The 15,117-nt window shown below is 45.9% G+C and carries 12 protein-coding genes; 6 read left to right on the plus strand and 6 right to left on the minus strand.

What is annotated here, in order from left to right; all coding sequences use genetic code 11:
- Window positions 1–15: 15 nt before the first annotated feature.
- Window positions 16–966: a hypothetical protein gene (locus tag ACX0G9_RS17430; protein WP_459066220.1), complete on the minus strand. Its 951-nt coding sequence runs from the start codon at window positions 964–966 to the stop codon at window positions 16–18.
- 77 nt (window positions 967–1,043) lie between these two features.
- Window positions 1,044–1,943 (minus strand): 1-aminocyclopropane-1-carboxylate deaminase/D-cysteine desulfhydrase, encoded by a 900-nt coding sequence (locus tag ACX0G9_RS17435; RefSeq protein WP_459066221.1) that lies wholly within the window; start codon window positions 1,941–1,943, stop codon window positions 1,044–1,046.
- 197 nt (window positions 1,944–2,140) lie between these two features.
- Between ACX0G9_RS17435 and ACX0G9_RS17440 the strand changes: the two genes are divergently transcribed.
- Window positions 2,141–3,037 carry a nucleotidyltransferase family protein gene (locus ACX0G9_RS17440; protein ID WP_459066222.1) on the plus strand — a complete coding sequence of 299 codons (897 nt, stop codon included), beginning with the start codon at window positions 2,141–2,143 and terminating at the stop codon, window positions 3,035–3,037.
- Window positions 3,038–3,056: 19 nt separating this feature from the next.
- Here the strand turns inward: ACX0G9_RS17440 and ACX0G9_RS17445 are convergent, their stop codons facing one another.
- Window positions 3,057–4,184, minus strand: a complete 1,128-nt coding sequence (locus ACX0G9_RS17445) for a S1C family serine protease (RefSeq protein ID WP_459066223.1) — start codon at window positions 4,182–4,184, stop codon at window positions 3,057–3,059.
- A gap of 9 nt (window positions 4,185–4,193) precedes the next feature.
- Complete coding sequence (locus tag ACX0G9_RS17450; RefSeq protein ID WP_459066224.1) at window positions 4,194–4,751, minus strand: RNA polymerase sigma factor; 558 nt, start codon at window positions 4,749–4,751, stop codon at window positions 4,194–4,196.
- A 208-nt stretch (window positions 4,752–4,959) separates the two neighbouring features.
- On the opposite strand from ACX0G9_RS17450, the gene ACX0G9_RS17455 reads away from it, so the two are divergent.
- On the plus strand, window positions 4,960–5,163 hold the full coding sequence (locus ACX0G9_RS17455) for a hypothetical protein (RefSeq protein WP_459066225.1): 204 nt from the start codon (window positions 4,960–4,962) through the stop codon (window positions 5,161–5,163).
- 147 nt (window positions 5,164–5,310) lie between these two features.
- On the opposite strand, the gene ACX0G9_RS17460 is transcribed toward ACX0G9_RS17455, so the two are convergent.
- Window positions 5,311–6,573 carry an MFS transporter gene (locus ACX0G9_RS17460; protein WP_459066226.1) on the minus strand — a complete coding sequence of 421 codons (1,263 nt, stop codon included), beginning with the start codon at window positions 6,571–6,573 and terminating at the stop codon, window positions 5,311–5,313.
- 17 nt (window positions 6,574–6,590) lie between these two features.
- Complete coding sequence (locus ACX0G9_RS17465; protein WP_459066227.1) at window positions 6,591–7,277, minus strand: FadR/GntR family transcriptional regulator; 687 nt, start codon at window positions 7,275–7,277, stop codon at window positions 6,591–6,593.
- A 215-nt stretch (window positions 7,278–7,492) separates the two neighbouring features.
- On the opposite strand from ACX0G9_RS17465, the gene ACX0G9_RS17470 reads away from it, so the two are divergent.
- The 4 genes from ACX0G9_RS17470 to ACX0G9_RS17485 all read left to right on the plus strand — a co-directional run bounded on the left by ACX0G9_RS17470 (window position 7,493) and on the right by ACX0G9_RS17485 (window position 15,049).
- Window positions 7,493–8,053 (plus strand): RNA polymerase sigma factor, encoded by a 561-nt coding sequence (locus ACX0G9_RS17470; RefSeq protein ID WP_459066228.1) that lies wholly within the window; start codon window positions 7,493–7,495, stop codon window positions 8,051–8,053.
- A gap of 143 nt (window positions 8,054–8,196) precedes the next feature.
- On the plus strand, window positions 8,197–9,243 hold the full coding sequence (locus ACX0G9_RS17475) for a FecR family protein (RefSeq protein ID WP_459066229.1): 1,047 nt from the start codon (window positions 8,197–8,199) through the stop codon (window positions 9,241–9,243).
- A 354-nt stretch (window positions 9,244–9,597) separates the two neighbouring features.
- Window positions 9,598–13,140, plus strand: coding sequence for a TonB-dependent receptor (locus tag ACX0G9_RS17480; protein WP_459066230.1), 3,543 nt, complete (start codon window positions 9,598–9,600; stop codon window positions 13,138–13,140).
- A gap of 91 nt (window positions 13,141–13,231) precedes the next feature.
- Window positions 13,232–15,049 (plus strand): RagB/SusD family nutrient uptake outer membrane protein, encoded by a 1,818-nt coding sequence (locus ACX0G9_RS17485; RefSeq protein ID WP_459066231.1) that lies wholly within the window; start codon window positions 13,232–13,234, stop codon window positions 15,047–15,049.
- Window positions 15,050–15,117: the final 68 nt, after the last annotated feature.

Genomic DNA, 15,117 nt, shown 5'->3' on the forward strand with positions numbered 1-15,117 from the left:
AATGGGAGATAGGTCTTAAAATTCTTTAGGAATATATAACCTATTCTTTTCCTTTAATTGATCATCTTCATATAGTTCGAAGCGGAACCAGCCCGAATGGTGGAAGTTGGTTTTATCAAGGATCAGGTATGGATCTTTGATCGCCGATAGTTCAAAAAGAAGCTTGCCGCCTTCATCGAAAAATTTAAGCGCATATTTCTTTTTACTTGCTTCGGGCAACGAAAGCTGGACATTGCCGAATTTGGAAGTAAAAACCCTGGAGGAGATCTTGTAGACTTCTTTTGGAACGAAGGGTTTGATAAGAAGACTATCACCATCTATAAAAATAAGGGTGTCCTTTGTTTTGTTCAGCAGGGAGTCCCGGTACTGCATGATCCGGCCTCCGGCAATCTGCCCTATGACGCTATCCCCTTTTTTAACGAATATAGTTTTTATCACTTCAATTTCCGGAAGGACCCGGCCCTGAATGCTGGAAGGGGTTTTGATCTGCGGTTTACCTGACTGGTCAGCCGGGTCGATAAAAATGACCCTTTCTGCGCGGGAAAGGGAGGGGTCTTTTTCCTTTTCTTCCTGAACCGGACCACCGCTGATATTATTTGTTCCCGAATTTGTTCCCGTATTTGTTCCCGGCTTTTTGGACCGGCTAAACTGATATTTTCCATTTTCCAATAAGATGAACAACCGATAATAGGCTGGTGTATTGATAGCTTTATTGTCTACTGCGCCATTTTCAGGAAGGGTAGGATCCGGGACAGTGATCAGGGTGGTGAAATTCTTTAAACTATCGAAAGAACGTTGAATACTGATTTGGCTGACGACGGGATAATTGTTGCGCCAGCTGATCACCACTTTGCCATTTCCCCTGCCGGAGACGGAGAAGGCAGGAAGCGTATCCTGCGCCCTGGTAATCAAGGAAAAAACCTGCGCTAATAAAAGAAATACCAGGGTCCTGTGCATATCAGGCATAACGAATCTTTTAAAAAGATGTTTTGAGCATTTTAAAAAAACTAATGGCCGGCTATCATGGTGACCAAATTCCGGGCCTAAAACTTCAATGTTCCCGGAGGAAGTGATCTGTTTCCTTGTAAACCCCCGCTGTGTATGACTAATAAACGGCAACCCTCCGGAAAAAGATCTTTTTTGAGCATATCCATCACCGCGTAAAATAATTTACCGGTATAAACAAAATCGGAAGGTATACCCGATGTCTCATAAAAGTGATTCATAAAATCCAATAATTCTTTTGTTTTGCGGGCATAACCTCCGAAATGATAATCAGTAATGATTTCACAGTTCTTTAACTTTTCCAATTCCGGTAATTTGAAGGCAATTCCTTTTAAAACGGGTATGCCTATGACTTTTTGTCCGGGCCCTGATGCCCGAAGAAGCCCCAGGAACATGGTTCCTGTGCCGATAGCACAGAGGACATGGGTATAACGATCCCTTTCCACCAGCCGCAGGATTTCTCCGCTGCCGGCGATCCCGGGTTCTCCCGCACCTCCTTCGGGAATAATATAGGCATCGCAGTGGGTTTGTAAAAAGCCGGGCTCGTGTTTATGTCGGTATGATTCGCGGTCCACAAATTGAAGGTGCATTCCATAGGCGGAAGCCGCCTGCAGGGTTTCGGACAAGTGAACTGGTTTTTCGCCCCGGATTATGCCTGTGGCGGATATTCCGGCTTTTGCTGCAGTATAAGCAGTTGCTATGATATGATTAGACCATGGGCCGCCGAAGGTAATAACCGACTTGTAGTTTGCGGCCAATTGCAAATGCCCCTTCAGTTTGAACCATTTATTACCGGAAACGACCGGGTGAATTTTGTCCAGTCGTAAAACATCCAATCCAATCTTTCGTTTTGTCAACTCTGGTACCTCCACTGTATCAACAGGGACAGGGGAGAGGTCGAATAATGCGTCAAGAGCCGGATCGAATAATTTATCCATTTTTAAAGCAGGATTTATAACTGGGTGGAACCCAGTTCGTGAGTTCAGCCCCCAGGCTGAAACTCACAATTATTGTGCGGATGCGGGAAAAGAATTACATTCAAAATACATTTTTTTCCCGCATTCCTTTACTTTCGTGCATCGAATTATTATCACGCATTAAAACTAAACACGCATCAAATCTAAAATTACGATAAATGCAACCAACCCTTTTGATTTTAGCAGCCGGAATGGCCTCCAGGTATGGCAGTATGAAGCAGATACAAGGTTTCGGACCCAATGGAGAGACGATCATGGATTATTCCATTTATGATGCGATCCGCGCAGGGTTTAAAAAAGTAGTATTTATTATCCGTGAAGATTTTGCTCAGGATTTTAAGAACATATTTGAGCCGAAATTGAAAGGGAAAATCGAAATCGACTATGTATTCCAGGATATTAAGGCGCATACGGGGTCTTTCCAGATTCCCGCAGAACGAACCAAGCCCTGGGGAACGGCACATGCCATCCTTTGTGCCAAAGATGTGATCAAAGAGCCTTTCGCGGTGATCAATGCCGATGACTTTTATGGAAAAGACGGTTTTGAGAAAGCTTATCGTTTTCTGACTACCGACTGTAATGACCAGCTTTATTCTATTATTGGTTATGAACTGTCCAAAACTTTATCCGATAATGGAACGGTCAGCCGTGGAGTTTGCCAGGTAGACGGGGCTGGAAATCTTATCTCGATCGCGGAACGGACCAAGATCTACCAGGAAGGTGATAAGATCACCTATGAAGAAGGAGATCAGAAATTCAATGTCCCTTTTGATTCACCGGTATCCATGAACTTCTGGTGTTTTGCACCTTCTGTTTTCCCCTATACGGCTAAATTATTTACCGAATTCCTGGCAGAACAGGGCACCAATCCAAAAGCCGAGTTCTTTATTCCAATTATCGGGGACCGTTTTATACAGGAAGGCAAAGGCGCTATACGGGTCATCCCCACCTCTGCCCAATGGTTTGGAGTCACTTATAAGGAAGATGCACCCATTGTCCAGGAAAGTCTGAACGCATTGATCGCCAACGGAGAATATCCTGCCAAGCTGTGGTAAACGGTAAGGGCGGTTGGTTTTACTCCCGGTTCTTAATTTTCACGAGAAAGATACAATCCGACATTTTTTTGACCTGCTGGATACGATCCATTCCTTTAATAGAGGAAAGAACCGGGACCTTCAGCGGGGTGAGGGTAGAGTCGTTCTTTAAGGTACTATCGTTTTTCATCTGCTCGATCAGTCTGAAGATGTTTTTGGACCGGGTGGCAAAAACGACTCCCTGGGCTTTCGATTCCCGGGTGCTTAAAATTCCGATAACCTCTCCGTTTTTGTTGAGCACAGGACCCCCGCTATTACCGGGATTTGCTGCAACGGCGATCTGGCAGGTAAGCGTATCGCCCTCAAAACCGGTTTTGGCGCTCATATATCCCTGGCCGTATACGATCTCATCCCGGGGATAACCCAGGGTAAAAATCTCTTCGGCAAGGTCGGTGCTTCCCTTGCTGATGCCATAAGGTAAGGCTCCCGATGGTTTGAAAGCCTGATCTTCTATTTTGAGGAAGGCCAGATCAGCCGCCTGATCCACGTGTATGATCCGGGCATTAAACTCTCCTTTGCTATTTTGAACCACCACCTGGGTAGCATTTTTAACGACATGTGCGTTGGTAACCAGGTAACCTTTCGAATCGATCAGGAATCCGGTACCGCCTGTTGTAAAATGGATATCTTCCTGGGTGACAGTGCTTTGGTTCAGTTTCGAGGCGACGTTATTCAGGACTTTCTCCGTATTGTGAAGCCTCCTGTTCAGGTTTTCGAGTTTAGGATCACTCAACTTGGGAGAAAACCAGGTGATCAATCCGCTCGTCCCTACCGCCGTAACGCCGGCGATGGTGGCTGCCACAGCGATGACCCGCTTGTATTTTTTCCATAAGACCACCAGTTTTCCAGGAGAAACCGGCCGGATCTCCCCGGTCTGGGAAAGTCTTTTGTGTACTTCGTTCAGCCTGGATTTAAATTCCTTGGTTTCTCCATACTGGCTCATCTGGTGGAGGAAGAGGGTATGTTCCACAACCATTTGATCAACAACAGGATTGCTCCCCCTTAGTTGTTCAAAAGACACCTTCTCTTCCGGAAGCATTTCTCCCAGGATATAGCGCTCTATTACCTCCAGCATTCCCTGCATTTCCGGCATATCCATCTGTTTCATCTTAGAGTCTTATTTTTTATATTGGCTAAAAATCTTTTTCAGGCGCATCAGGCATTTATACTTCTGGTTCTTGGCATTATCAGCATTGGTATAGCCGAAATTCCCTGCTATTTCCACCATACTTTTCTTTTGCAGGTAATAGGCTTCCAACAAACTTTTACAGGGTTCTCCCAGGTTCTGCATCGAATGCTCCATAGCCTGGAAATCCAGATCAAGCTGTTCATGCCTATCCAGTTCTTCTTCTACGGGTACGGTCTCTTCCAGATTTTCCACTTCAGGAGAGAATCGTTGCAATTGAGTCAGGCGTTTAAGCCATAATCGCCGGCATACGGAATAGAGGTAAGTTTTGAGCAGACAATTTAATTCAAAAGAGCCGGTCTTCGCTTTTTCATATAACACGATCATGGCTTCCTGAAATATGTCTTTTGCATCATCGGGATGACCGTTATTGTTGATAATCAAGGATTGAACCATATTATAATGTTGCTTATAAATGGTTTCAATAGCCTTTCTGTCGTTTAAAACCAATCCATTTAGTAATTCTTGTTCGTTGGTCTCTGTCTTCAAGCTGATGCAGTATTTAATACCGAAATTAAAGATTCGTAACCCAAAACCACCCTATTTTTTTTAAAATAAGTTATAAAAATGTTCTAATGACATAACATACGTATTGGTAAAAATAATATGTGAATCTTTTTTAACAGAGTTGGGTTACTTATTCCCGGTTCAGGTATTAACCTGAAATCATTCAATTAATAAAACAAAAAAGTTCACAATGAAAAATCTCTTATTAGTATTAGCTATCGGCGCATTCGCAGCATGTAACAACAGCTCCAGCACAGAAGCAAAGGTTGATTCTACTGCTACAAAAGTAGACAGCACCGCTGCTAAGGTTGATTCTACTGCTAAGAAAGTAGACAGCACTGCTGCAAAGGTTGATTCTGCTGCCAAGAAAATAGACAGCGCAACTAAGAAATAATCTTTTTTAGATATGGCAAGCAATCGTAAAAGGCCATCCTGGTAACAGGACGGCCTTTTCGGCTTTTAACCCCCCAGCCCCCTGAAGGGGGAGTTCGGTAAAACAGTGAATTTGGCAACTCCCCAGGAAATTGGGAAAAAAGAGAGTTTACTTTACTCCCCCTTTAGGGGGCCGGGGAGCCTCTACATCGGGCAAAAATCCGGTCAGCAGGCCCAATAAAGGTAGAAAGGCGCAAAGGTGGAATACATATTGAATACCGGTATGATCGGCCAGTCTCCCCAGGACTGCCGAACCGATCCCTCCCATTCCGAAAGCCAGACCGAAGAACAGGCCTGCGATCATTCCTACTTTTCCGGGCACCAGTTCCTGGGCATATACCAAAATGGCAGAAAAGGCAGAAGCGAGGATAATACCGATAAAGACGGTCAATACACCTGTCCAGAACAGATTTGCATAAGGTAATAATAAAGTAAAGGGGGCAACGCCCAGAATGGAGAACCAGATCACATATTTCCTCCCGATCCGGTCGCCTATCGGTCCGCCCAACAGCGTTCCGGCAGCCACGGAGAAAAGGAAAATAAACAGGTAGATCTGAGAGCTTTGCACGGATACATGGAATTTATCCATCAGGTAGAACGTGTAATAACTGCTCATACTGGCCATGTAGAAGTACTTGGAAAAGATGAGGACCAAAAGAATAACCAGGGCCAGTACCACTTTATTACGGGGAAGGGGGATATGATCCTTGGCAGGGCCTGTTTTTTTAAGGTTTTGCCCAAGGTTCCGGCTATACCAACCGCCGGTTTTAATGAGGACCGCAATGGCCAGTAAGGCGGCCAGAGAGAACCAGAGTATCCTGGATTGCCCGAACGGGGCAATGATCAGGGCGGCCAGCAATGGACCAAGCGAACTTCCGGCATTTCCTCCTAACTGGAAAAGCGATTGCGCCATGCCCCTGCGCCCTCCGGAGGCCAAATAAGCCATCCGGGAAGCTTCCGGATGAAAAATGGAAGAACCTACCCCAACGAAGGCAACCGATACAAGAACCATCGGAAAGGTAGCCGCCTGAGATAACATAACCAATCCAAGCAGGGTAAAACACATGCCTGCTGCCAGGGAATAAGGTTGGGGCTTCCGATCCGTATATAACCCTACAAAAGGTTGCAGCAGGGAAGCCGTTAGCTGAAAACAAAAGGTAATAAGACCAAGCTGTCCAAAGTCCAGGTGCAGGGAGTTCTTTAAAATTGGATACGTGGAGGGTATGAGGGATTGAATGGTATCATTCAATAAATGTGAAAAACTTATAGCGATCAGTATCGGGAAAACGGTGTTCCCGGACAAATCCCTGACGACGGTCCCTTCGGCTCCTGCGGCAGGATTTACTTGTTCTTTGATTAATGCGTTTGACATGTTAATTAGAGTTTCTGCTATTTTGTTTTCAGATCGGAGAGCGCTACGATCTTTGCCGCCCATTGCCAGGCTTTCTGAGGATCCTGATCGATGATGCTTTTTAATAAGGATTCATGCCATTGCTGGCTGCGGATAAAGGAATCCGTCGAATGATGGATATCGAGGAAATATCTTGCCATCTGTTCGGCAAATGTTTTATAAAGATCGGCCAGTATTTCATTTCGGGACGATCTCGCTATGGCGATATGGAATTCGATATCGGCCTGAATGGCTTCTTCCGTTTGCCCTGCCTTCGAGGCAATTTCCCTTCTTTGAAGCAAGGCCTTCATTTTTTCGATGTCTTTTTTTGAGCGATGCAGGGCCGCTTTCTCCGCTATCTTCATTTCCAGCAGCTGTCTCACTTCATCAAGGTCCTGTGAGCTTGATCTCCTTAGCCGTTGCGCAAGAGGTTCCGATATGCCTTCACGGGTTTCCACAAAGGTCCCCGACCCCTGTCTCACACTTAACGATCCTGTATTGGCCAATATCCGGATAGCCTCCCTTATGGTTGAACGCCCAACCCCGAACTGTTCCATCAACTCGGGTTCAGAAGGCAATTTTTGTCCGGGCTGGTATTCCCCCAGCGATAACTGCTGCTGTAATTTGTGCACAACCGCATCCGCTAAATTGTGACGTAGTAAAAGGTGGTTGTTTATTTTCGTCATATCATCTGATGACTTCAAAGGTAAAACCAAAATTGGGAACAGAAAAAATATATTTATTTGCGGATTAATTGTTTTTAATACATTTATAAAGAAAAAAGGGGGATGAAAATGGCGCGGTGGAAAAGTGAGGGGGCCGGGTGTCATGAAGCAGCAGTAAAGATGTTCCGGTTGTCCTCCTTGTAACGATTGTATTATTTGACTAAATTTTTGCCAGCATGTTTAATAAAGAACATGGCCATGTGAAAGACGAAGCATTCAAACAATTGTTTGATGCCTATAAAAACAGGTTGTACGGTTACGTCCTGGCCATAGCCCACTCTGACTATATTGCCGAAGAGATCACCCAGGAAATATTCATCAAGCTCTGGCTTTGCCGGGACATCCTTCACCAGGTTGGTAATCCGGAAGGTTATATATTCACCATCGCCAGGAATAAGACGCTCAACTATCTTCGTAAAGCCGCCCATGACGAGAAATTGCTCCGTGAGCTGCAACGCCTGGCTGCACCGGAAAATAATAATGTGGAGGAACGTACTGTTGCCCTTGAATACGATACTCTGGTCCGGAACGCCCTGACGCTTCTTTCCCCCCAGCGTCGCCTGGTATTCCAACTGAGCCGGAATGAGGGATTGAATCATGAAGAAATTGCCCAACATCTTCAATTGTCCCGTAATACGGTAAAAAATCACCTGGTCGAAGCCCTTCGTTTCATCCGGCAGTATTTGGGGCAGCATAGTACTTCAGCTATAGTTGTGCTGTTCTTTCTTCTTTTCTGATCCTGACCTTTTTATTTTTCCAAAAAAAATTTCCTGCGTATTAGTCCTTCTTCCTTTCCCGGGTGTCTTGCTTGTATAGCTGTTCTTACATAGCTGTTTTTGCCAGGGTTGACCCGGTATTGCGCAGTTACCAAATTTTTACCATGGATACCCAACAAAGATTACCAATCCTTTTTGCAAAATACCTGCAACGCAGTTGTACCCCGGAAGAGGTGGAAGAACTGATTGCTTTACTGCAAAAGGCAGAAGCGGAGGAAGGATTAAATGGGCCTATGCTGGCACTTTGGCAACAGGCGAAAGAGGATAAACGGGAATTCCCCGTGGATTGGGAAAAAATGTATGCTGCCGTCAGTCAAACAGAGGATGATCTGCATTCCCTTCACCGAAAGAGGAATAACCGGCAAAGAATAATAGGTCTTAGTTTCACGTGGAGCCGTGTAGCCGCCGTCTTTGCGGTGATCGTGCTGGTTGCTGCAGCTTACTGGGGGCTTAGCCGGAAGGGGCGTTCGGGACAGCAACCTGATCCGGGAATTGCAGCCGCCGGTAAGCCTTCTCCGTTAAATAAAAAACAGATCATTCATTTACCGGATGGTAGTACCGTAATTCTCAACGCCGACAGTAAATTGGATTATCCGGCGGTTTTTACCGGTAAAACACGGGAGGTATATCTTTCCGGGGAAGCCTTTTTTGATATTGTTCATTCTCCCCGCAAGCCTTTCCTGGTCCACACCGGCAAAGTAACGACCAAGGTGCTGGGAACCGCTTTCGACATTAAGGCCTATCCGGCCGATGAAGCCATTGAAGTCACCGTAACCCAGGGCAGGGTTCAGGTTCTTAAGGAGGATACAGAGTTGGGATTGCTTTCGGATAACCAACAGCTCCGTTTCAGCAAACAGTCAGGAGATCTCAGGCTCAAACAGATGGACGACATCAGACCTGTTATTGCCTGGAAACCGGAAGAGATCCGTTTGGATGATATCAGCATGCTGGAGGCTGCCACCAGGATCGGGGAGCGATTTAATATCCAGGTGGAATTTATCAATCCGGCTATAAAAGAATGCCGGATCACCGCTACTTTTTACAGCGACGATATGCTGAATGAAATCATGACGGTGATCTGCGGGGTAACCCAATCCAATTTTACGATCCTGGATAATAAGATCGTCATCGATGGGAAGGGGTGTAATTAGGAAAAATAAAATGTATGAAGCCTGGCATGGGGAGACCACGGGTCTCCCGGCCGAAGGCCCATTATAATATTTTTTTTGCAGGGGGATATTTCATTATACCCCCTGAGAACAAAATGAGGCCACGGGCCTCATAGCCGCAAGGCTAATAAAATAGATTTTTTTTGCAGGGGGGGAAATTTTACAATACCCCCCCTGCAAAAAAAACATCCCGGGTGGAGCCGGGATGCCAGGTGTTTTAAACAATTATGGTGTAACTATCTAAAACTTGCCAAAACTATGGAATTTTTATTTCCAGGGAAGGGAATAATCCGTTATTTCTCTCCTGTTTATCCGATTTACCTCAATGGTTGGATTATGAAATTAACTTGCCTGCTAATTGTAATTGGTTCTACTGGCCTGCAATTGTTGATGGCCAATTCCGGTAAAGGTCAGGAACTCAAGGATGTAAGAGTAACACTCGAACTCAGGAACGAACCCTTGAAAATGGCTTTTGACCGGATCGAGAAACAAACCGATTTCCGGTTTGCCTATAGCCGTCAGCAGGTAGATCATTACCGGAACATTTCTCTTTCCAGGGCCAGCTATCCATTGCAGAAAGCATTGGAACTCCTGCTGACCAATACCCGTCTTTCCTTCAAACAGGTCAATAACAAGATTATTATTTTTCAGCTAAAGGATCCTGCTGCCCCGCAGGCGGCCGGCGAATTAGACGCTGCCCTGGATCTGATGGCGGATGGGACGATCAAAGGAAAGGTCACCAATGAAAAAGGGGAGCCTGTCGTTGGTGCTTCCATTTTGCTGATTGGGGCCGAGAAGGGTACAGCTGCCGGGTTGGCCGGAGAATTCACGCTTACAGGTGTAAAGCCGGGAAAATATAAACTGCAGGTATCCGCTATAGGCTTTCAGAACTTTGTCCGGGATATCACCGTCGGGGATAATGCCCAACTGGAAATGAATTTTCAATTAAAGGCCGGAGGCAATCCGCTGGATGAAATCGTGGTTACCGGTTATTCCAAACAATCCAAAAGGGACGTTACTGGTGCGGTATCCACTATATCAGCCAATGTTGTCAATCAGACCCCTGTCAGTGATGTTGGTTCCGTTCTGCAGGGGCGTGTGGCTGGTGTAAGCGTGGATGCCCAGGGAGGGCCGGGTAGTGTGGCCGTGGTCCGGATCAGGGGATTTGGTACGAATGGCGATAATGACCCATTGTATGTCATTGACGGGGTACAGATGCGGGGAGGAAATAACCTGGTCAACCCGGGTGACATTGAAACAATTACGATCCTAAAAGATCCTTCGATCACCTCCCTTTATGGAGCGGAAGGAGGAAACGGGGTTATTGTAATTACCACCAAAACCGGAAAGATCGGCGCACCCAGATTGGAATATAACGGATACAGCGATTGGGAAAACACCATTAAATTCCCGAAGATGCTTAGCCCACAGCAATATGCGAATTCCTATTGGGGATATCTGAAAAATTCCGGTCTGGCGCAATCGGATGGCTATTATGGCAGCGGTAGCACACCCGTATTGCCTGACTATATCATCGAAAGGCAAAACGGAGCGCAGCTGGCCGTAGCCGAAGGTGATCCCGCAGCCAATCCGGCCTTATATAATCTTTCTTCTTACCGGATCCTGAAAACCAACAAACAGGGCACGGACTGGTTCAGATCCGTATTAGGCAAGGCTTTTACCCAAAGCCATCAATTGACGGTCAGCGGCGCGACCGATAAAAGTAATTATGCTCTTTCCCTTAATTATTTAGATAATAAAGGGATATTGGAGGGTACTTTTTTCAAACGGTATTCGCTCCGGGTCAATACCGAGTTCAAACCAACCAAGTGGCTAAAGCTCGGGGAAAATATGCAGTTCTCTTACAGCCAGGGTATCAATATTTCAGGCAATAACAATCATAACCCACAGGGTTTGCTCGCCGATCTTTACCAGCGCAGCCCCCTGATCCCTATGTACGATATCGCCGGAAATTATTCAGGACCCAAAGGAATAACCAATAGTCTGGCGCTTAATCCCGGTGGCAATAACCCGCTTTACGGACAGAAAAATAATTATGATAATAACAAAGGGTATAACGCCGGGATCATCGGGTCGGCCTATATGGATGTCGAACCTCTTAAAGGATTGGTCTTCGAAACCAAGATAGGCCTGCAGTTCTATAATAACAGTTTTCGTTTTTTTCAGGACACTATCCCCCAGAATGTATATACAGCACCTTATAATTCTTTTACCGAAGGAGGCGGCTGGAGCAGCGACTGGAGATGGACCAACAAAGTATCCTATGATTTTCGTATCAACGAGATCCATAAATTCAGTGCCTTTGTGGCTTATGAGGCCAGGCAGTATGATATGCGTTATTACAGCGGGGCAACCCCCAACCTTCCCTACATGATCCCTTCTTACCTGAACCTTAGCAATGGTGCTCCGGTCGATACCACCGGTGGTATTTTCAACACGGTTGGAGGCAATAATGATGCGGCATCGGCCTACTCGGTCTTTGGTAATATCAATTATTCGCTGATGGATAAATATCTTTTCAGCCTAGTGTTAAGACGCGACGGATCGTCAAAATTCGGCCCCTTACGGAAAAACGGGACCTTTCCCTCTTATAGTGCCGGGTGGCGGCTCTCCAAAGAATCCTTTATGGACCGCATCACCTGGGTCAATGACCTGAAGGTCAGGGCCGCTGTGGGTAGTAACGGGAATGATGCTATTCCTCCAGGGCTTTACGAGGATCAATATAATACCAATACCTATGTCAGCAGTTATGACCTCGGAGGCGCAAATAGCTCCGCACAGACGGGTGTAGGCCTTTACCGGAGAGGAAATCCCTATATCAAATGGGAGGCCAATAGAACCACGAATATAGGTTTCGATGCCGTTCTTTTCCGCAACCGGTTCAATGTTTCCTTCAGCTGGTTCAACCGGGTGACCAAGGATCTGCTGGCCATCGTGCCGGTGCAGGGGCTGTTGGGTGATGCCTTACCCCCTTATGCTAACGTTATGAAATTCGCCAACAAAGGCATCGAATGGGAACTGGGATATAACAACAGTATCGGGAAACTAAGATTTGAAATGGATTTTAATATTGCGACCTATCGGAACAAGGTCATTTACATCAATGGCGATTCAACGGATCACCTGGATGGTGATTCTTATGCACCCACTCATTTCTTTCTTACCCGCAGCGTGGTCGGCAGGCCGGTCTCCAGTTTTTACGGATTGGTACAGACAGGTATCTTTCAAAGCGGTGATGATTATACCAAGTACAATGTGACGCATCCCGGCCTTACCGCGGCGAATGCTGCCGGGCATTTTAAATTCCAGGATATCAGTGGCCCCAATGGCAAACCAGATGGAAAGATCGATGATTATGACAGGACTTATATCGGCAGCCCTCACCCTAAATTCACTTATGGGTACAATCTGAATCTATTCTACAGGAATTTTGACCTGGGGATCTTTTTGCAAGGTGTTTATGGCAATAAAATATTCAATTACTGGAGGGTGAACTCGGTATGGGCCGGAGCACAAGGGGAAGGCTCACAGGATACCTGGAGCCCGGACAATACTGGTGGAAAATTACCTATCTGGGCAAGCGGTACCAATTTTGATAAAAATCCATCCAGTTTTTTTGTGGAAAGCGGTTCCTATCTCCGGCTGAAGAGTCTGCAGTTAGGCTATACATTTCCCAAAACAAGAGGCTTCAGCAAACTACGGGTTTATGTACAAGGGTATAATTTATTAACCTCCACAAAATACAGTGGTATCGATCCCGAAATCAGTTCAGGGAATGCTACCAATTCCGGAATCGATTACGGAGGCAATTATCCCATTGCACGAAAATTACTGGTGGGGGTTAATTTCGGACTGTAAACCGACAAGACCAGGTCAGTGATCTGGCCGGTTTAAATCTGCCGGATTTGACCTTCCGGATTTGTAAAATTTATTATTAAACTATTGGTATATGGAAAAAAATATTTCTATCCGAATCAACCGGATAACACTCCTGATTCTTTCCCTGGCTTTGGTCGCCGGGGGCTGTAAAAAAAGTTTTTTAGAACTGCCTGCTCCAAATGTAGTGACAGTAGATGCCCTGGCAAATAAAACCGGGGTTAAGCAGTTGTTAGTTGGCGTTTATCACGATGTGACCGGTCTGACGATCAGCTCCGGCTGGTGGAGCACTTCCGGTACTAATTGGATCTATGGCGATATAACCTCCGGCGATGCCTACCGGGGAGGGTCAAATGATGGAGCCGACGGAATCACGATCGAACATTTTCAAACCTTGTCCAGTACCGGCTATATCGCCGATAAATGGCGTTCCGATTACGATGGCGTATCCCGCAGCAATGCCGTTATTTTAGCTACGAATAAAGCAACCGATATGACGGATGCCGAAAAAACAGGAGCTATTGCTGAAGCCAGGTTCCTGCGCGGACATTTCCATTTCGATGCAAAAAAAATGTGGAACCACGTACCGTTCATCGATGAAAACGTAACCGATTTTAAGGTTTCCAACACGGAAGATATCTGGCCCAATATTGAAGCCGATTTCAGGTTTGCCTTTAACAATCTTCCCGGCACCCAATCTCTCAAAGGGCAGGCGAATAAATGGGCCGCCGGTTGTTACCTGGCCAAATGTTATTTATTCGAAAAGAATTTTACAGCGGCAAAAGCCTTGCTCGATTCAATTATTCCGTCCAATTACGGAGGTCATGGGGCAGGAACCAACGCTCAGAGTAAGCCCTATGCGCTTGTGGCGAATTTTGACGATAATTTCAACGCAGCGACAGAGAACAATGAAGAACAGGTATTCCAGATCCAGTTCTCAGTGAACGATGGCTCGAATGGCGGTAATGAAAACATTGGGGAATCTCCGAATACACCGGCCTTTTACCCACTCAGCAGTTTTTATACAACCTGGAAACAACCCAGCTTCAACCTGGTGAATGCCTTTAAGACCGATGCCAACGGCTTACCCATGCTGGATACCTTCAACGTAACCAATATGACCAATGATCAGAATGTCAGCGCAGACGATTATACGTATTCGACCTATCAGGGCACGGTCGATCCCCGTTTGGACTGGACAGTTGGCCGGAGGGGTGTTCCTTACCTGGATTGGGCGTCACCCAGTTATTATGGAGCGAATGCCACCGGCTATTCTTCTTACCCAACCTCCGATCCCAGCTATGGGTGGATTAACGACAGGACTTTCGGAGGTCCCTATTCTCCCGTTAAGAATAATTACCGGGCAAGCCAGGTCGGTGTTTTCAGTGATAACTACGCCCAGGGATATTTATTGGGTAGCGCTGTTAACTACAGTATCATTCGTTTTGCGGATGTATTGTTATGGGCAGCAGAATGTGAGGTGGAAGCAGGTGATATAGAAAAGGCAAGGACCCTGGTGAATTATGTCCGGACAAGGGCCATGAATGGCCGCCCGGTAGAAGTCGCCTATGACTATATCGGCAATTACATGCCCTCGGCGAATTATTTTGTCGGATTATATACCGATCCCTGGAGCGATCAGACTACAGCCCGCAATGCCGTTCGTTTTGAAAGGAGATTAGAGCTGGCTTTGGAAGGACATCGTTTCTTCGACCTGGTGCGTTGGGGTATTGCTTCGGATTATATCACGAATTATCTTACCCAGGAAAAGAACAGGCTTCCCAATAATTTAACCGGCGTAATTTTCAAAACGGGTATCAGCGAATACTTTCCCATTCCTCAGCAGGATATTGACCTGAACCCAAAATTGAAGCAGAACAATGGGTATTAGGTGTCACGAACAAATGAAGAGTTCTTTGAATTTAACATTTGATGCTTTGTAAAAGATGGGAGTTGGCC

The organism is Flavitalea flava (assembly GCF_054461575.1).

Excerpts from the sequence above, each read along its gene's own strand:
- ACX0G9_RS17485 (WP_459066231.1), top strand. The coding sequence starts at position 13,232 with ATGGAAAAAAATATTTCTATCCGAATCAACCGGATAACACTCCTGATT.
- ACX0G9_RS17460 (WP_459066226.1), bottom strand. The coding sequence starts at position 6,573 with ATGTCAAACGCATTAATCAAAGAACAAGTAAATCCTGCCGCAGGAGCC.
- ACX0G9_RS17455 (WP_459066225.1), top strand. The coding sequence starts at position 4,960 with ATGAAAAATCTCTTATTAGTATTAGCTATCGGCGCATTCGCAGCATGT.
- ACX0G9_RS17480 (WP_459066230.1), top strand. The coding sequence starts at position 9,598 with ATGAAATTAACTTGCCTGCTAATTGTAATTGGTTCTACTGGCCTGCAA.
- ACX0G9_RS17465 (WP_459066227.1), bottom strand. The coding sequence starts at position 7,277 with ATGACGAAAATAAACAACCACCTTTTACTACGTCACAATTTAGCGGAT.
- ACX0G9_RS17440 (WP_459066222.1), top strand. The coding sequence starts at position 2,141 with ATGCAACCAACCCTTTTGATTTTAGCAGCCGGAATGGCCTCCAGGTAT.
- ACX0G9_RS17430 (WP_459066220.1), bottom strand. The coding sequence starts at position 966 with ATGCCTGATATGCACAGGACCCTGGTATTTCTTTTATTAGCGCAGGTT.
- ACX0G9_RS17435 (WP_459066221.1), bottom strand. The coding sequence starts at position 1,943 with ATGGATAAATTATTCGATCCGGCTCTTGACGCATTATTCGACCTCTCC.
- ACX0G9_RS17445 (WP_459066223.1), bottom strand. The coding sequence starts at position 4,184 with ATGAAACAGATGGATATGCCGGAAATGCAGGGAATGCTGGAGGTAATA.
- ACX0G9_RS17470 (WP_459066228.1), top strand. The coding sequence starts at position 7,493 with ATGTTTAATAAAGAACATGGCCATGTGAAAGACGAAGCATTCAAACAA.
- ACX0G9_RS17475 (WP_459066229.1), top strand. The coding sequence starts at position 8,197 with ATGGATACCCAACAAAGATTACCAATCCTTTTTGCAAAATACCTGCAA.